17 protein-coding genes and 1 pseudogene are annotated in these 17,351 nt (G+C 58.0%); 6 read left to right on the top strand and 12 right to left on the bottom strand.

The genetic code is table 11. The features are described 5' to 3' along the window. The first annotated feature begins 25 nt into the window (after positions 1–25). Positions 26–1,516 carry a CoA-acylating methylmalonate-semialdehyde dehydrogenase gene (locus INT39_RS18660; RefSeq protein ID WP_193075507.1) on the top strand — a complete coding sequence of 497 codons (1,491 nt, stop codon included), beginning with the start codon at positions 26–28 and terminating at the stop codon, positions 1,514–1,516. A gap of 64 nt (positions 1,517–1,580) precedes the next feature. Here INT39_RS18660 and alr read toward each other — a convergent pair whose 3' ends face one another. The 3 genes and pseudogenes from alr to INT39_RS18645 form a co-directional block, all read right to left on the bottom strand. Continuing rightward, the gene (alr, locus tag INT39_RS18655; protein ID WP_193075506.1) at positions 1,581–2,651 is read right to left on the bottom strand and encodes an alanine racemase; all 1,071 of its coding nucleotides are present in this window, start codon (positions 2,649–2,651) and stop codon (positions 1,581–1,583) included. A 108-nt stretch (positions 2,652–2,759) separates the two neighbouring features. Next, entirely contained in the window at positions 2,760–3,116 is a 357-nt protein-coding gene (locus INT39_RS18650; RefSeq protein WP_193075505.1) for a RidA family protein, read from the bottom strand. 58 nt (positions 3,117–3,174) lie between these two features. After that, positions 3,175–3,685 (bottom strand): annotated as a pseudogene (locus tag INT39_RS18645) (FAD-dependent oxidoreductase); the annotation flags it as partial. 281 nt (positions 3,686–3,966) lie between these two features. Here INT39_RS18645 and INT39_RS18640 point away from each other — a divergent pair. Continuing rightward, positions 3,967–4,647 (top strand): TetR family transcriptional regulator C-terminal domain-containing protein, encoded by a 681-nt coding sequence (locus tag INT39_RS18640; protein ID WP_226944890.1) that lies wholly within the window; start codon positions 3,967–3,969, stop codon positions 4,645–4,647. 58 nt (positions 4,648–4,705) lie between these two features. Here INT39_RS18640 and INT39_RS18635 read toward each other — a convergent pair whose 3' ends face one another. From INT39_RS18635 to INT39_RS18595, 9 genes are all read right to left on the bottom strand, one after another. Continuing rightward, positions 4,706–5,938, bottom strand: a complete 1,233-nt coding sequence (locus INT39_RS18635; protein ID WP_193075504.1) for a Zn-dependent hydrolase — start codon at positions 5,936–5,938, stop codon at positions 4,706–4,708. A gap of 122 nt (positions 5,939–6,060) precedes the next feature. Further along, a complete protein-coding gene (locus tag INT39_RS18630; RefSeq protein ID WP_193075503.1) occupies positions 6,061–7,065 on the bottom strand; it encodes a TIGR03842 family LLM class F420-dependent oxidoreductase in 1,005 nt (334 codons plus the stop codon). A gap of 40 nt (positions 7,066–7,105) precedes the next feature. Beyond that, positions 7,106–7,774 carry an NADPH-dependent F420 reductase gene (gene npdG, locus INT39_RS18625; protein ID WP_193075502.1) on the bottom strand — a complete coding sequence of 223 codons (669 nt, stop codon included), beginning with the start codon at positions 7,772–7,774 and terminating at the stop codon, positions 7,106–7,108. Continuing rightward, positions 7,771–8,553, bottom strand: coding sequence for a coenzyme F420-0:L-glutamate ligase (gene cofE, locus INT39_RS18620; RefSeq protein WP_193075501.1), 783 nt, complete (start codon positions 8,551–8,553; stop codon positions 7,771–7,773). The genes npdG and cofE overlap by 4 nt, the downstream gene beginning before the upstream one ends. After that, entirely contained in the window at positions 8,547–9,248 is a 702-nt protein-coding gene (gene cofC / locus INT39_RS18615) for a 2-phospho-L-lactate guanylyltransferase (protein ID WP_193075500.1), read from the bottom strand. Before cofC ends, cofE begins: the two co-directional genes overlap by 7 nt. Then, entirely contained in the window at positions 9,242–10,213 is a 972-nt protein-coding gene (gene cofD / locus INT39_RS18610) for a 2-phospho-L-lactate transferase (protein WP_193075499.1), read from the bottom strand. The genes cofC and cofD overlap by 7 nt, the downstream gene beginning before the upstream one ends. Beyond that, a complete protein-coding gene (gene cofH / locus INT39_RS18605; RefSeq protein ID WP_193075498.1) occupies positions 10,210–11,430 on the bottom strand; it encodes a 5-amino-6-(D-ribitylamino)uracil--L-tyrosine 4-hydroxyphenyl transferase CofH in 1,221 nt (406 codons plus the stop codon). The genes cofD and cofH overlap by 4 nt, the downstream gene beginning before the upstream one ends. A gap of 11 nt (positions 11,431–11,441) precedes the next feature. After that, positions 11,442–12,572: a 7,8-didemethyl-8-hydroxy-5-deazariboflavin synthase CofG gene (cofG, locus tag INT39_RS18600; RefSeq protein ID WP_193075497.1), complete on the bottom strand. Its 1,131-nt coding sequence runs from the start codon at positions 12,570–12,572 to the stop codon at positions 11,442–11,444. A 308-nt stretch (positions 12,573–12,880) separates the two neighbouring features. Continuing rightward, positions 12,881–13,558 (bottom strand): class I SAM-dependent methyltransferase, encoded by a 678-nt coding sequence (locus INT39_RS18595; protein WP_193075496.1) that lies wholly within the window; start codon positions 13,556–13,558, stop codon positions 12,881–12,883. A gap of 220 nt (positions 13,559–13,778) precedes the next feature. Between INT39_RS18595 and nrdR the strand changes: the two genes are divergently transcribed. Genes nrdR through INT39_RS18575 form a run of 4 tightly spaced genes read left to right on the top strand, consistent with a single transcriptional unit; the run spans position 13,779 to position 17,332 of the window. Beyond that, on the top strand, positions 13,779–14,252 hold the full coding sequence (gene nrdR / locus INT39_RS18590; RefSeq protein WP_193075495.1) for a transcriptional regulator NrdR: 474 nt from the start codon (positions 13,779–13,781) through the stop codon (positions 14,250–14,252). Further along, a complete protein-coding gene (ribD, locus tag INT39_RS18585) occupies positions 14,245–15,378 on the top strand; it encodes a bifunctional diaminohydroxyphosphoribosylaminopyrimidine deaminase/5-amino-6-(5-phosphoribosylamino)uracil reductase RibD (RefSeq protein ID WP_193075494.1) in 1,134 nt (377 codons plus the stop codon). The genes nrdR and ribD overlap by 8 nt, the downstream gene beginning before the upstream one ends. A gap of 6 nt (positions 15,379–15,384) precedes the next feature. Further along, a complete protein-coding gene (gene nhaD, locus INT39_RS18580; RefSeq protein WP_193075493.1) occupies positions 15,385–16,641 on the top strand; it encodes a sodium:proton antiporter NhaD in 1,257 nt (418 codons plus the stop codon). A 25-nt stretch (positions 16,642–16,666) separates the two neighbouring features. Beyond that, positions 16,667–17,332 carry a riboflavin synthase gene (locus tag INT39_RS18575; RefSeq protein WP_193075492.1) on the top strand — a complete coding sequence of 222 codons (666 nt, stop codon included), beginning with the start codon at positions 16,667–16,669 and terminating at the stop codon, positions 17,330–17,332. Positions 17,333–17,351: the final 19 nt, after the last annotated feature.

The raw sequence follows: 17,351 nt of genomic DNA, 5'->3' as shown, positions 1-17,351 counted from the left end.
ACAATACAGGCAGAGAGAAGAGACGATGAAGACGATCGGACACTTGATCAATGGCACTATTGATACGCAATCCAGCCGTACCCAGGACGTTTTCAATCCGTCAACGGGTGAGGTATCAAAACAGTTGGCGCTAGCGAGTAAAACCACCGTCGAAGCCGCTATTGCCGCTGCACAGGCTGCTTATCCTGCCTGGCGCAACACGCCACCACTCAAGCGCGCGAAGATCATGTTCCGCTTCAAGGAATTGCTGGAACGCAATGCAGATGAGATCTGTCGCCTGATCGGTGAGGAGCACGGCAAGATCGCCCATGACGCCATGGGCGAGCTGCAACGGGGGATTGAAAACGTTGAATATGCCTGTGGCGCTCCTGAGTTGTTGAAAGGCGAATTCAGCAAGAATGCCGGTCCGGCGATCGACTCCTGGAGCGAGTTTCAGCCGCTGGGCGTAGTGGCAGGTATTACGCCATTCAACTTCCCGGCAATGGTCCCGCTGTGGATGTATCCCATGGCGATTGTCTGCGGTAATACTTTTGTACTCAAGCCGTCCGAACGTAACCCGTCAGCGGTGCTGTTTATTGCCGAGCTGCTGCACGAAGCCGGTCTGCCGCCGGGTGTGTTGAATGTGGTCAATGGCGATAAGGAAGCAGTGGATGTGCTGCTGACCGATGCGCGCATCCAGGGGGTCAGCTTCGTTGGTTCGACACCCATCGCTGAATATATCTACACCACGGCGAGCGCCAATGGCAAACGCTGTCAGGCGCTAGGCGGGGCCAAGAACCACGCCATCGTGATGCCGGATGCCGATATGGATAACGCCGTATCAGCATTGGTTGGCGCTGCCTTCGGTTCATCCGGAGAGCGTTGCATGGCGCTGTCGGTGGCTGTGGCGGTAGGCGATGAGGCAGCTGACGCATTGATCAGCAAGATGACCGAACAGATGAAGAGCCTTAAGGTGGGTGCCTTCTCGGACAAGACTAACGACTTTGGTCCGGTCATCACCCGGGCGCACCAGGAAAAAGTCATCGGTTATATCAATAGTGCCGAACAGCAGGGCGCAACGCTGGTGGTGGATGGTCGCAAACCGACGGTGGCAGGGTATGACAAGGGCTTTTACGTTGGTGGAACGCTGATTGATAACGTAACCGCTGAAATGACCTGCTATAAAGAAGAAATCTTTGGTCCGGTGCTATTGGTCATGCGTGTCAACAGCATGCAGGAAGCCATGCAGCTGATTGATGACCATGAATACGGCAATGGCACCTGCATTTTTACCCGTGACGGTGAGGCGGCACGCTATTTCAGTGACAACATCCTGGTGGGGATGGTCGGTATCAACGTACCGCTGCCGGTGCCGGTGGCCTATCACAGCTTTGGCGGCTGGAAGCGTTCATTGTTTGGCGACCTGCATGCCTACGGCCCGGATGCGGTGCGCTTCTACACCAAGCGCAAAACCGTGACCCAACGCTGGCCATCAGCCGGGGTGCGCGAAGGAGCGCAGTTCTCTTTCCCTTCCTGAGGGAGAATGACAAAAAAGCCGGATCGTCATGATCCGGCTTTTTTATGTTCAGCGAGGAGAGTGTTCAGCCAAGATAGTGCCGCGGCACACGATTCAGATTGCAGAATAACTGATAGGGGATTGTGTCAGCCCAGTCGGCAACCTCGCTGGCTGGCACACCGTCACCCCAAAGCTGCACATCGCTGCCCAGACCGCAGGCGGGCAAGTCGGTGAGATCGACTGTCAGCATATCCATGGACACCCGACCGATCAGCGCCGCGCGCTGGCCGTCCACCAGAACGGGCGTCCCGCTTTTGGCGTGCCGGGGATACCCATCCGCATAGCCCATGGCGACCACCCCAATCCGGGTGGGGCGTTGGGCAATGAACTGCGCGCCGTAACCGACCGGCTCGCCGCTGGCAATATCGTGCACAGCAATAATTCGCGAATTCAAATGCATCACCGGTTTCAGCCTTGCGGCGCTTTTCTGGGCGAGGCTGAAGGGAGAGGCGCCGTACAGCATGATGCCTGGTCGTAGCCAATCCCCATGGGCCTGTGGCCAGGCCAGGGCGCCGGGAGAATTGCACAGGCTTGATGGGCCATCCAGATGGGCAGTGGTTTCATTGAAGCACAGCAGTTGATGCTGCGTTGTGTCGCCGCCCGGTTCGTCGGCGCGGGAGAAATGGGTCATCTTTACCAGGCTGGCTACTTTGCTACTGGCTTGCAGTGCCTTCCATATTTCCACGTACTCTTCAGGTTTGAAGCCCACCCGGTGCATGCCGGTGTCCAGCTTCAGCCAGACATGCAAAGGGCGCTCGATATCGGCCTCAGCCAGGTCGCGCAGCTGGCCATGATGATGAATGACAACCCACAGATTATATTGCTGAATCAGCATCAGCTCCGCTGCGTCAAACCATCCTTCCAGCAATAGAATCGGTTGTTGAATACCCGCATTGCGCAGTAATAGTGCTTCTTCTATACAGGCGACGGCAAAGCCATCCGCTGATGCACAGAGCGCTTGAGCGCAACGAACGGCACCATGGCCGTAGGCGTTGGCTTTTATGACCGCCAACGCTTTGTTTCCCGAAAGTTGCTTGGCCAACTGGTAGTTATGACGCAGAGCGCCAAGATCGATTAATGCATGGGCTGGACGCATAGTCTTATTCCAGAATATCGGTTTGGGGCGAGCGACTTCAGAGCGCGGCAGCCAGCCCAGGCGAATGCGCATCTGCGGCCTGGGATGCCACGCTGCGAGAAGACGCGGTTAAAGAGCGGCGGTCATGGCGATTTCCACCAGAATATGAGGCTCGACCTGTTTGGCTTCCAGGATGGCGCGAATGGGCGCTGTCCCTTCTGGCAGCCATTGGCCCCATATCCGGTCCATGGTCTCCAGGTCAGTCTTGATGTTCTTCAGGTAAATGGTCGCGGACAACAGCCTGGTTTTATCGCTGCCGGCTTCCATCAGGAGTTTCTCGATCGCCGCCAGGGTATTGCCAGCCTGCACGTTGAGATCGTTGCCGAGCGGGCTGGTATCGGCAAATCTGCCCGTCAGATAAACCCTGTCCTGATGCATCAAGACCTGACTCATCAGTACATTGGTATACGGTGATTGGATGTTCATGCATGCGCTCCTTATTTTTATTTTGCGTAACGCTCTATCTCAAAACTGTCCATCTGCAGCCGGCTCGGTTGGGTAACTGATAGGGCACGCCGCAGCGCTCCAGTACCGCGATATCCTTGGCCGCGGCATCGAGCTGTTTCTGGGTACGGAACAGCTGCAAGGTACCCAGCTCGCGATGTTCATAATTCAGGCCACTATCGGCGCGCAGTTGCATCAGACAGTCGCGGCTATACTCGGCCAGACGAATCATGCGTTCTTTATTAACGGCGTAGCGGCCTTCGGTACAGTTGGACAGCATCTGCATCATCCAGCGATATTGCTGCGGATCGGCAGTAGGGCGGATGGCCAGGGGGGGCATGCTCGGACAGCAGCCACTTGATGGCTTTGAGAGGAACGCCGGGGGCCGCCCACGCGGAGTAACCAGGTGAAATCATGCCGGCATTGCCGAAGCTGGTTTCCAGGCCTGGGCCAGGTTGGCGGTCGAGCACCGTCTCTTCATAGCCTGCTTTAGCCAGATACCAGGCGCAGGTTATACCAAGTACGCCACTACCAAGAATCAGTGCTTTCATTATTATCCTCCCGGGCGCAACCCGGCGCGCGGTTGTTAGTTGTTGTTTTTCTAGTTGGCTTACGGGGTGCCCGCTGTTACTTGTTTCTTATTGTTAATTTGCACATAGACTGTTTGCTGATATTGGTATGCGACAACATTTACAAGTGCATCCTCGGGCCGGGGGTCGCTAGTTGCCAGAGGGCTCAAGGTGTATACTCGCGCCCCTTACGAACCAACAGCGCCGGTAGCAACGCTACTTGCCAGCCACCTGGCCCGAGACCGCAACCAAGAGGTACTCCCTTGGATCGAACCCCCTTTCATTTGACTGAAAGCGCCCCTGAAAATGACGACGCGGCCAAGCCCCGCAAGCGCTCAAGCGCCCGCAAAGCCCAGGAAGCCCGCATTCTGGAAGCTGCCGAAACGCTATTTGCCCAATATGGCTACAACGGTGCATCTATCGAAGCAATTGCCGAGCAAGCCGGGTTGTCCAAACAGAACATGCTTTATTATTTTCCGTCCAAGGAAAACCTGTATCACCATGTGCTGAAAAACGTACTTGATCTCTGGGTCGAAAAAATGACCTTGTTCGAGCAGGCTGGCGATGACCCAGCCAGCAAATTGAGCAGCTATATCCTGGGCAAGCTGGAACTTTCAAAATTACGGCCCAATGGTTCCAAGATATTCGCCAATGAGATCATCAATGGCGCGCCTTATATCAAAGATTATCTACTGCAAAAGCTGTTGCCCAAACTTGATGCCGATATCGCTTTGGTTAAAGAATGGATTGCCGATGGCTTGATGGACCCAATTGATCCTCACCACCTGTTCTTTTCCATCTGGGCAACGACCCAGACCTATGCTGACTTTTCTTCCCAGATTGCTTTGGTGTTGCGTAAAGACAGTCTGGATACCGGCGACTTTGAAGCGGCAGGGGAGTTTCTTACCCATACCATTCTCAAAGGCACCGGACTCGCCAGGTAACCCGTTGCCCTGAAAGAGTCTGGCTGTCTGCTCTTTCAGGAGCTGGCGCTCACTCAACTCAGCTGTTGGCGCGTGCCACGACTGCCTGGAAAAGCACATTGCAGCCGGCGGCCAGATCTTCCGGCGTCGCATTTTCCGCTTCGTTGTGACTTATGCCATTCTCACAAGGCACAAAGACCATGGCTGTAGGGGCGACGCGGGAGATATAGCAGGCATCATGCCCCGCGCCGCTGACGATATCCCGATGGCTATAACCAAAATCCGTTGCTGCCTGGCGGACCAGGGCAACGCAGTCGGCGTCAAAGGGAACGGGTGGCGAGTACCAGATCTGCTCGAAGGCCATTTCCAATCCCAGCTCTGTGGATACGGAATCAGCTGTTTCACGCAGAGCCTGGTCCATTTGTGCCAGGACCTCAGCATCGGGGTGGCGGAAATCCACGGTAAAGAACACTTGCCCGGGAATTACGTTGCGCGAGTTGGGAAACACCTGCAGCAGACCGACGGTAGCGCAGGCGTTCGGTTGATGAGCGAGGCCGATTTTATTGACCTGATCAATCAACCGGGCGGCGCCGACCAAGGCATCCCGCCGCCGGCTCATGGGGGTGGGGCCAGCATGGGATTCCTGGCCGGTCAGAGTGATTTCATACCAGCGTTGACCCTGCGCATCCGTGACCACACCAATCTGTTTTTTCTCATCTTCGAGGATCGGGCCCTGCTCGATATGCGCCTCAAAGAACGCCTTGAATGGGCGCCCACCGACATCGTCGGGGCCGTTATAGCCGATACGCGCCAGCTCTTCACCCATGGTCTTGCCATCCAGGTCCGCGCGGCTCAAACCGTAATCCAGTTCAAACACGCCGGCAAACACCCCGGATGCCACCATCGCCGGTGGAAAGCGTGAGCCTTCCTCGTTGGTCCATACCGAGGCTTCAATGGGCGCTTGGGTATCGATGCCCTGGTCATTCAAGGTGCGAATCACTTCCAGGCCGGCCAGTACGCCGTAGATACCGTCGAACTTGCCGCCGGTAGGTTGGGTATCCAGGTGGCTGCCCATCACCACGGGTGGCAGGGAGTCATCCAGTCCGGCGCGGTGGGCGAAGATATTGCCCATCTTGTCGATGCGAATGGTGCAGCCGGCGTCTTTGCACCATTGCACAAATAGATCACGTGCCTGCTTGTCCAGGTCGGTCAAGGCCAGCCGACAGACACCGCCTTTTTCCGTGCCGCCAATCTCGCCCATGTCCATCAAGCTTTGCCATAGCCGTTGCTGGTTGATCATGGTGTTCTGCATTGTCATTGCCTCATTCGGTCATTGTTGTTTTTGGAATGCAGATGCCCGACAGAGCGGGCAACTGCTTCTGGCGCGGGCCAGGTCCTCGTCAAACCGGTGGTGGTTTCACCACCGGTGCCAGCTCAGGCCTGGAATCGGGGAATAATGTGCGCGCCATACTGGGCAATGATGTTTTCCTCATCGCCATTATCCAGATAGATATTGAATTGTGTGGCCCCGGCCGCCTTGAGCTCATTGAGCTTGCTGACATGCTGCTCGGCTTCACCCAGCACACAGAAGCTTTCAACAATGTCTGGGGTAATGAAGTCCAGGTAGGGGTTATCGCTCTGACCATGCTTGGAGTAGTCATAGCCCTTACGTTTTTCGATATAGTCGGTCAGGCTGGCGGGTACGGTACCGCTGTCGCTGCCGTACTTTTCAACGATGTCGGCAACATGGTTGCCGACCATGGCCGGGAACCATTTGGTGGCTTCGATGCACTCATCCCGGCTACCGAAATAGGCTGGGGCCGCGACGATCACCTTGTAATTGTCCATGTCACGACCGGCTTCCTTACCGGCATTGATGCTCTGCTCAGCTAGCCATTTGACGATGCTCGGTTCGCCAATCTGCAGGATGACGCCGTCGCCCACTTCCCCTGCGGTTTTCAGCGCCATGGGGCCATAGGCGCCGATATGCACGGGCAATTCGTAACCATCAGCCCAGGGGAATTTGACCGGCTCAGGGCACTCACCATAAAGCACCTCTTCGCCCCGGATCATGGCTTTTACCTTGGTGGTGAATTCAGCTACACGCGCCAGTGAGGCAGGCTTCTTGCCCATCACCCGGACCGAACTGTCACCCCGGCCCAGACCGATATCGAAGCGCCCGCCGCTTTGCTTGGCCAGGCTGCCGAACAGGCTGGCGGCCAACGACCAGTCACGGGCGTTGGGGTTGGTGACGCACGGCGCAAAGCGCATCTTCTTGGTGTGCTCCATACACATGGCAATCGCGGGATAACATTCGCGCCACAGAATATGCGAGTCATAGAACCAGCAATAAGCGAAGCCGGCTTCTTCAGCCTGTATGACCAAGCTGCGGGCCCGTTCGGGGCTGACAAAACCTTTAAAGCAGATACCGAATTCCATTGTTATTCTCCTATGTCGGTAGGTATTACTTATTGCTGCATCAGGCGTCTGGCGCCCAGATACGGATTCCTGCGTGGGTGAAAGGGACTTTCTTGGAAATATTCAGGCGTATCAGAATCGGCGTAATGGCCTCGATACAGCGGGCACTGCTGGCTGGACCGCAATCGTAGGCGGCTATGTCCATCTTATTGATCAGCTCAATGACCTTGTCCTTGGCTGGCATGGCGTCACCGCAGACCAGTACATCGCAATTAATGGCGTGATCCAGATTGTTCAGAGTGGCTGCGGAGACGTTATGCAGCGCGCCGACAACGGGGATCGCCTCGCCTAGCAGTTGCTGGGCAGCTTCGGTCGCCGAGCCGGCTGCCGGCATGGCCACCGCACGAGGATTGCCCTCCGCCAGGGGGACGACGATATCGACCAGGATCTTGTCCTGCAGCAGCTCGGCAATCGATTCGATCGTGGCGTCATGGGCTGCGTAGGGCACAGCCAGAATCACTATCTCATCGGCTGCGCCCACGGCATCGCGAATATCCATGCCGCGAATAGCGGCGGCCGAGTCCGGCAGCAAGGCCTGGAGTTCCTGCGCTGCGGTGCTAGCCCGTTCAGCATCGCGGGAGCCAATTGCCACCGGTACGCCGGCGCGGGCCCAGCGTAAAGCCAATCCCCGGCCTTGTGGGCCGGTACCGCCTAGAATTGCAATGGTCATCGGAAGAGATCCTCTTTTTGTGGTCTTATCAGGTCAGTTGCCGAGCTGGGGGCGGACTCCCAATCCACGCCCTGGAAAAGAATGGCGGGTGTTTTGCCGTTCTTGCTCATCAGCAAGCCCGAAGCGGCAGCTATTTCATCGGCCAGGGCCGGGATGGTGACGGCCAGTTCGCGGCCAAAGGCATCCTGCTCGCCGATCAGGCTGATTTGGGCAGGCACATTGGCCAGACCTATGGCGACGTTGACCAGACCCATCCGCCAGGGGCGGCCAAAGGTGTCGGTGATCACCACACCCAGGCGCACGTCGAAGGTTCCTTCCAGCGCTGCGCAGATTCTCCTGGCGCTGTTGTCGGGGTCCTTCGGTAGCAGAATGACGGTGTTTTCTTCGCCCACGTTGGATTCATCCACCGCCGCGTTGGCGCAGATAAAGCCCAGCCGGTGTTCGGCAATCAGAATGCCTTCGGCTTGTTGTGGGTGTTTGAAAGCCCGCACCACGCGGCGGGATTCACGAAGAATCACTTCGATCTTGCGTGGATCCTTGTTCAGCTCTGCCGCCAGTTGCCGGGCCTCTTCACCAGGCTCGATACCGTCCAGGGACACCACCTGGCCTTCCGCCTTGGAGACGACCTTGTGGGCGATGACCAGAATGTCGCCATCGTTCAGTACGACATCATTGCTGCGAATAGCCTTGACCAGGATATCGGCCAGGTCGTCGCCGGGCAGAATATCGGCAATCCCGGCCAGGGCGGTCATGCTCAGACTCTTGGATTGGCTCAACATGCGGGAACTCCCTGGCTCGGCATGGGCCGGTAGGCGGGCGACGACGGTGTTGGCTGACGCTGCCACGGTGCGTCGAGTTCCGTGCAGTCCGGCTCGTTGGATTGGCAGAGCAGGTTGGCCAGGTCAGCCGGTGTATCAATATCAAAGCGCAGCTTGGGGAGATGGATCAGGCTGCAGGTGATGCCCCGGCGATGTGCGGTATTCCAGTGCTGGTCACTTGAATGAAGGCCAAACTGGAAGGGCAGGATGTCCGGCGGCGTGGTCAGCAGGGCATTGGTGCCGCGATCATGGGCCGGACTGATCAGTACTGACGGAACCGGTCGCGGGTGATTGATCAGCGCGCGCAGCTCGGCTTCATCCAGTTGGGCTATATCCGCGGGGATCAAGAGCTGCGAATCATAGCCTTGGGCACAACTCCACTCGGCGGCCAGCTGCGCTGCCGCTGACATGCCGCGTGAATGGCTTTCACGCAGGACCGCCGCGCCATAACTGCTGGCCAGCTGGGCAATGGTGTCGCACGCGGTGACCACCAGCACATCCTGCTCGGGCATGCAGTCACGGAAAAACGTCAAGGTGCGCTCGCATAACCAGCGCGCCAGTGCAGCCCGGCGACTAGGTCCGCATAATGGCTCCAGCCGGGATTTGGCATCAGCAAAATCCCGCACCGGGATCACTACCAGAGTTTTCATCAGCATGCCTGCTTCTCCTCTGTAAGTTGACCTTGGGCGAACTGCAACAGCTCGCCGGCCAGACGTGTTTTGTCGGCGGTATCTCGCATCAGGGTCTGGGTGACCATGACATCGATACCGCGCGCTTTCAGGCCGTCGGCCTCTGATCGGTCCTGATGATCAATGATCAGTCCGTCAATCAGGTCGGCATAACAATCGGCAATCCCGAGGTTATTGCAGCTGTAACCACAGGCGCTGAGCATGCGGTCGGCGGGACCCTTGACGGTGGCACCGCCAATCAACGGAGAGACCGCGACCTTGAGCGCATTGGACAGGGCAAATGCCTGGCCCAGGCCGGGTATGGCCAGGATCGGCCCGATACTGACAATCGGGTTGCTCGGGGCGATTACCAGCAGGTCTGCCTCACGGATGGCGGCGAGGGCTTCCGCCGTTACCGTGGCACGCTCGAGGCCATCAAGCTGAATTTCCAGAATCTCGGGCTGACATTGTTCACGGACAAAGTATTCCTGAAATGACAGCCAGCCATGAGGTGTTCTGATCCGCGTCTGTACGCGATCATCGGTGGGCAAAACGATATTGCTCTGTATGCCGAAGGACTCAGCAATCCGCTGGGCGATAACGCTGGGGCGGATACCCTGCTTGCGCAGGACGGTGCGCATGATATGGGTCGCCATATCCTGATCACCCAGATACATCCAGCTGTCACCCCCCAGGCGTTTCAGGCCATCGAGCACACGGTTGCTTTCGTCTGCCAGGCCCCAGCCTTTGTCGCTGTCGATCCGGCCGGCCAGAGTGTAAGTCAGGGTGTCGATATCAGGGGATACCCACAGGCCGTGAAACTCCTGGTCATCGGCAATGTTGCCTATGATGCTGAGCTGGCCGGGCTCACAAATGGATGCCAAACCCACCGCGAGCTTGGCACCGCCGACCCCGCCGGCGAGCAAGGTGATACGCGGCCGGCGACTGTTCACAGCGCTGCTCCGGCATAGCGTGGCGCGGCCGGCGTGGCCTCGGGAGCATCGTAAACGGTGATGTGACGGTACAGCGTGTTGCGCCGGACCGGCTGGCGCCGCATGTTGCGCATGATCTGAATGAAGCCCTCCGGATGCATTTCCTGGCCATGTTCAGCGCCTGCCGCCCGGGAAATGCTTTCATTCATCAGGGTGCCGCCCAGGTCGTTCACCCCGGCGGTGAGCATCTGCTGGGCCAGCTCCGGCCCCAGCTTGACCCAGGACGCCTGGATGTTATCGATCCAGCCGTTGAGCATGAGACGGGCGACGGCGTGCATGCGGATATGCTCCAGTCGAGTGGGGCCGGGTCGCACACCGGCGTGCTCCAGGTACAGCGGCGTTTTGTGATGGATGAACCCCAGTGGCACAAACTCGGTAAAGCCGCCGGTTTCCTTCTGGATATCGCGCAACAAGGCCAGGTGCGCCGCCCAGTGTTCGGGGCCATCGATATGGCCGTACATGATGGTGGAGGTGGTGGGTAGCCCCAGCTTGTGGGCGGTTTTGACAATCTCTACCCATTCTTCGGTGGTCAGTTTGTCGCGGGTCAACTGCTTGCGGATGGTGGTGTCGAGGATCTCTGCCGCGGTGCCCGGCATTGAACCCAGGCCGTGATCAATCAGATCCTGGATAAACTCGGCATAGGACATCTTGCTTTTGCGCGCGCCGAACCAGATTTCAAAGGGTGAAAACGCATGGATATGCATATCCGGCAGCTGGGCTTTTATCGCTTTGAGCATGTCGCGATAGAAATGCCCGGGAATATCCGGGTGCAAGCCGCCCTGGATACAGACTTCGGTTGCGCCTCGGTCCCAGGCCTCTTGGGCTCGCGCAACAATTTCATCCAGATCAAAGAACTCGGCATCCGGATCACCCTTGCGTTTGGCAAAACTGCAGAAGCGACAACCCATGTAGCAGACATTGGTGTAGTTGATATTGCGGTTGATGACGAAGGTCACCGTATCGCCGACACTGGCACGCCGTAGTTGGTCAGCGCAGGCGGTCAGTGCATCCAACTCAGCACCCTCGGTGCCGAATAAGGTAATAGCGTCCGCTTCATTAAGTTCCTGGCCCGCTAATACACTTGCCAGAATGGTGCGTACTGTTATGCCTACACCTGGTTGGTAAAGTTCTGGTACTGGTTTATGTAAGGCAATGTTCGCTGATACTTGTACATTCATTGCGGAGTTCCTCAAGACAGGCACTGTTGTAACGCCAGACCATCAGCCCGGGCGATGGCGGATAACCGGGGAGCCACTTCACCAGTAAAGAAATGCTGAGGGCGTTCCAGATAGCGGGGATAGACCGCGAGACGTTCTTCAAGACCGTAGCCACAATCTGCTGTAGCACGGCGAAGTGATTCTATTTGCGGCCAGGCGCGTTCCGGATTGATATGGTCGATGGTCAATGGGGAGACACCGCCCCAGTCATTGATGCCGGCAGCGATATAGGCTGCGAACCGGCTCTCCAGATTGGGAGGCGCTTGCAGGCTGATGGACGGGTCAAGCAGCAGGCGGGCCAGTACCAGCGTGCGGACCATGTCGTCCAGGCTGGGCTCGGGATGGCCGGCCATCGCGGTACCGGGCTTGGCCCGGAAATTCTGCACTATGACTTCCTGAATATGGCCATGTTCGAGGTGCAGATTGTTGATGGTCATCAGGCTATCGACGCGCTCTGCCCAGGTTTCACCTATGCCGATCAGAATGCCGGTAGTGAAGGGGACGCCAAGGCGGCCCGCCCGGTCCAGAGTGCGAATGCGTTGCACTGGTACCTTGTCCGGGCAGGCATAATGGGCGCCGCCCTTGGCGATCAGGCGGCGGCTGACATTCTCCAACATCATGCCCATGCTCACGCTGTGCGGCTTGAGGAGTCGGATATCCGCTTCGGAGAGCGTGCCGGCATTCACATGGGGCAGCATGCTGCTTTCGCTCATTACCATGGCGCAGACTTCGGCCAGGTAGCTGATCATGCTGGTATGCCCTTGACGGGCCAGTGCGGCCTGCGCCTGTGGGTAACGCAGCTCGGGCTTCTCCCCGAGGCTGAACAACACTTCCTTACAGCCCATGCGTTCACCGTCATGGACGATCTGCATAACTTCAGCAGGCGTCATCAGGCGTGCATTAGGGGAGTCTGGCTTTTGAACGAAGGTGCAATAACCGCAATCATCACGGCACATATTGGTAAGTGGAACGAAAACCGCTCGTGAATAAGTCAGAGCTTTGCCCCAATGCATATCACGAATGCCGGCCGCTTGTTTGGCCAGTTCGGTAAATTCGTTATCGGGCGCCTTTTCAAGCGCTAGTGCCTGTGAACGGGTCAACATAATGACCACTGCCTCCGTTATTTTTTTTGTGGAGTCTTGATGCATATTTTACCAGTCGGTAAAAAGAGAGTAGGCCATATTTTCCCGAATGGTCAAACTTTTAATGTCGGTAGAATCAATTATCTTTGACGAGAATATTTGGAGGTGTCTGGAATGCATCTTTGCTTCCACAGAGTGGGAAGTTTATTCAGTGCTGGTAGAGCCTGGCGGGGGTAGGAATTGCTCTTCGAGGAGCTGATTGGTATCAAGATAGTGGCAGTATGAGGGTGGCTCACTACCAAGGTTAGTCGACTTCCTTGAGTTGCCGGTCAGCAAGTTACCGCAGCGGCGGAGCGGTAAAGCGAGACCTGCCGAAAGATCTCCGGCTCGCCCAGATCCGGCCAGGTCTGACCGCTGAGGGTGGCGACCCGCCGATAGCCGGGATGCTGCAGATCACGCACCCGTGAATCCGCGATCAACACGTCATTGGCGCGATTGAGGAAGTGGCCGAGGAAACCGTGGTTATCCTGGTCGTACAGCACATCGGCGGCGAAGATCAGGTCCAGCTCGTCGGTGACAGCAAAGTAATCGTCCGCCAGCTCGATGCCCAGACCGTTGAGCTGCGCATTCATCGCGCTGGCCAGACGTGCAGGGTGATCCAGGTCACAGGCGATGCTCTGCCGTGCACCGGCGGCGCTGCAGGCCAGCGCGACTATCCCTGAGCCGGCCCCGAAATCCAGTACCCGTTTGCCGTGCACCTGTTCCGGATGATCGAGAATCCAGCGCGCCAGGGCCAGGCCACTGCCCCAACAGAATCCCCAGTAAGGTGGTTGTTCCAGCAGGCGTTGGGTTTCATCGCTGGCAAAGGCGCGATCCAGGTTGGCGGGATCGAGTAGCCACAGCTGTAGCTCGGGCAAGTCGGGGAGGGTGCTGGCGCTCAGCTGGGCATTCGGCAGAATCTGCTGCAGCGTGTTTTGCAGGGCGTCGATCGAGCCGAGTGCGGACATGACTGAGTACCTTGGCGGAAAAGCCGCCATTGTAGCGTGCCGGTGCGATATCGGTGAATCGGTTGGATGGGTGTTGATACCGAGGCAGGGTGCGGCAATGAGTGGCAGGTTAACATTGGTTTACTTTAATAACCTCCTGTCAGCGAGTATGCTATGGGCCTTCTAAAAACCCAGCATGGCCGCAGCGCGGCCGCTGTTCAGACCTTTACTGGATCCGAGCATGTATTGTCCCTTTTGTGGCGCCAATGACACCAAGGTAATTGATTCCAGGCTGGTAGCGGACGGTGGCCAGGTGCGTCGCCGGCGTGAGTGTCTCGCCTGTCAGGAACGTTTCACCACCTTCGAAACCGCTGAATTGGTGTTGCCACGGCTCATCAAGCAGGACGGTCGGCGTCAGCCGTTCGATGAGGACAAGCTGCGGGCCGGTCTGCTGCGCGCGCTGGAGAAACGCCCGGTCAGTGTCGAGCAGATCGAGGCGGCGCTCGGTCGTATCAAGCATCAGCTGCGTGCCACCGGCGAGCGCGAGATCAAGGCGATGGTGGTCGGCGAGATGGTCATGGCCGAGCTCAAACAGCTGGATGAAGTGGCCTATATCCGCTTTGCCTCCGTCTACCGGCGTTTCCAGGATCTCAATCAGTTCCGCGAGGAGATCGACCGTCTGTCCCGAGGCGAGCCGGGCGAACCCGATGCCTGAGGAGTCTGCTGACCGATGTCTGATGGCCCGGGCCATTCAATTGGCCGCCAAAGGGATATATACCACCGAGCCTAATCCGCGGGTGGGCTGTGTGCTGGCGTGTGACGGTGAGATTGTCGGTGAAGGCTGGCATGTACGCGCAGGTGAAGGCCATGCGGAAGTCAACGCTCTGGCCCAGGCCGGCGAGCGCGCTCGCGGCGCGACAGCCTATGTCACTCTGGAACCCTGCAGTCACTTCGGCAAGACGCCGCCCTGCGCAGATGCCTTGATCAACGCCGGTGTCAGTCGGGTGGTTGCCGCCATGCAGGACCCCAATCCCCAGGTGGCCGGTCAGGGGCTGGCACGTTTGCGCGCTGCCGGCATCGAGGTCGATTGTGGGCTGCTGGAAAGCGATGCGCGTGACCTCAATCCCGGATTCATCAAACGCATGCAGCAGGGGCTGCCTTGGGTGCGCCTGAAACTGGCGATGAGTCTGGATGGCCGCACGGCGATGGCCAGCGGTGAAAGCCAATGGATCACCGGGCCGCAGGCTCGCGCCGATGTGCAGCGTCTGCGGGCGCGCAGTGGCGCGGTCATCAGCGGGGCGGATAGCGTGCTGCTGGATGATTCGGCGCTGACGGTGCGTGCCACCGAGCTCGGTCTGGATGCCGAACTGGCGACTGCTGCCGCTGCCAGCCAGCCTCTGCGCGTGTTGATCGATGGACGCCTGCGCGTACCGCTGCAGCAGCGCCTGTTCCGCGAAGTCGGCCCGGTGCTGGTGGTCTGTACTGATCCGCAGCAGCGCGCAGCGGATTATCTCGCGCAGCAGATAGAGCTGCTTACGCTGCCTGGCGCGGACGGCAAGGTGGATCTTGCTGCCCTGTTGCGCGAATTGGCGCAGCGTGGCTGTAACGAGGTACTGGTGGAGTCCGGTGCTGGCTTGGCTGGTGCCTTCTGGCGTGCTGGCCTGGTGGATGAGTTGATTGTGTATATGGCGCCAAGGCTGCTGGGTAGCCGGGCGCGACCGCTGTTGGAGCTGCCCTTCGATGAGATGGCCGAGGCCATGGATCTCGATGTGACTGACATGCGGGTTATCGGCGGTGATTGGCGGATCACGGCGCGACCGGTTTTTTCCTTCCGAGAGTAACAATCCATGAGCGCAGTAGAGGTAGCCCTGCTTTTGATGGCCTTCCTGGCCATTCTGGGCGTCATTTTTGAAGAAGTAACCCACATCAGCAAATCCATGGTCGTGTTGTTCTTCGGCACGCTGGCCTGGGTGGTGCTGTTCATCGCTGCGCCGGATGACGCTTTTCGGTTACGTGTACAGGACGCGTTCAATCACAATATTCTGGATATCGCCGGGTTATGGCTGTTCCTGATGGCGACCATGACCTTCGTTGCCTATCTGAACAAGAAGGGGTTGATCGACAGCGTCATCTTCAAGATTCTGCCCAGGCGTATAAGTGAACGAAAGCTGCTGTTCCTGACGGCTCTGTTCTGCTTTGTGTTTTCCTCCTTTGCCGACAATATCACTGCCACATTGGTATCCATGGCGCTGGTGCTGAGTTTGAAGCTGGAGCTGCGCAAGGCGCTGCGCTTCGCCACCCTGGTGGTGTTCTCGGTCAACTCGGGCGGGGTGGCGATGATCACTGGGGATGTCACCACCTTGATGATCTTCCTCGCCGGTAAGGTGGAGATCACCCAGCTGCTGCTGTTGGCGATTCCGGCGCTGGCTGCGGTGCTGTTGCTGGCCGGTCTGCTGTCCGTCGGGATGAATGATGTGGTGGTCATCGACCGAGGTTCCAGGGTGCATTCTCAGCGCACCGGACGCATGGTCGCGCTGGTGTTTTTCCTGACCATCTTCGCCACCATCCTTGGCAGCTTACTGTTTGATATACCGCCGACGCTGACGTTTCTCGCGGGCTTGTCGGTGATGTTTCTGTTGGCGCATCACCTTGAGGAGGACGTCATGCATGATCCTATCCTTGAATATATCCGCGCTATCGAGTTCGAGACCTTACTGTTCTTCCTCGGCATTTTGCTGGTGGTGGGCATGTTGCAGTTCATCGGTGTGCTCGGCAGTCTGACTGCGCTGTATGACTTGATGCCCACGCTGTTGGCCAACTTTCTGATGGGCCTGCTGTCAGCCTTGATCGACAACGTGCCGCTGACCGCCGCGCTGCTCAAATCCGACCTGGAAATGAGCGTCGCTGAATGGATGGGACTGACTTATGCTGTCGGTGTAGGTGGTTCCCTGCTTATAATTGGCTCCGCAGCCGGGATCGTGGCCATGAGCAAGTTGCCGGGACTGACCTTCATGTCCTACTTCCGTTGCTTCGGCCTGCTGTTGTTCGCCTTTATTTTCGGCTTCCTGGCGGTGTTCGCTGTGGGCCAGCTGATCACGCCCTGATAATGCACACGTAACCGAGGCAATCATGTTTACCGGGATAATCGAAGCAGTTGGACAGGTCCAGACTCTGCAGCCGCGCAGCGGTGATGTGCGGGTCTATGTAAAGACCGGAAAGCTGGATCTGGACGACGTCAAACTGGGTGACAGTATTGCGGTCAACGGCGTATGCCTGACCGTTGTCGAGTTGCCAGGCGACGGTTTCTGGGCGGATGTCAGCCAGGAAACCATGCGCCGCAGCGCCTTCACCGAACTGGTGGTGGGCAGTCGGGTGAATCTGGAAAAAGCCCTGACCGCCACCACGCGGCTGGGTGGTCATCTGGTCAGCGGCCATGTCGATGGTGTTGGCAAGGTATTGTCGCGCACCGAAGAGGCCCGCTCGGTACGCTTTCGTATCGAGGCGCCTGCCGCGCTGGCCCGCTACATCGCCGAGAAGGGCTCGATCACTGTCGATGGCACCAGTCTTACTGTCAACGGCGTGGATGGCGCCATTTTCGAGCTGAACATCGTCCCCCACACCCTGCAGGAAACGGTCATGGGCGACTATCAGCAGGGGCGTCCGGTGAATCTGGAGGTCGATGTGATTGCCCGTTATCTTGAGCGTCTGCTGTTGGGTGACAAGGCTGCCGAATCTGGCGCCGCTCCCGGTATCAACATGGCATTTCTTGCCGACAACGGCTTTTTGAAGTCCTGAGCAACGCGCCCAGGAGGGC

Source organism: Pseudomonas sp. FME51 (assembly GCF_014897305.1).
The sequence above is the reverse complement of the archived record's forward strand: the minus strand, read 5'-3'. Positions and strand labels throughout refer to the sequence as shown.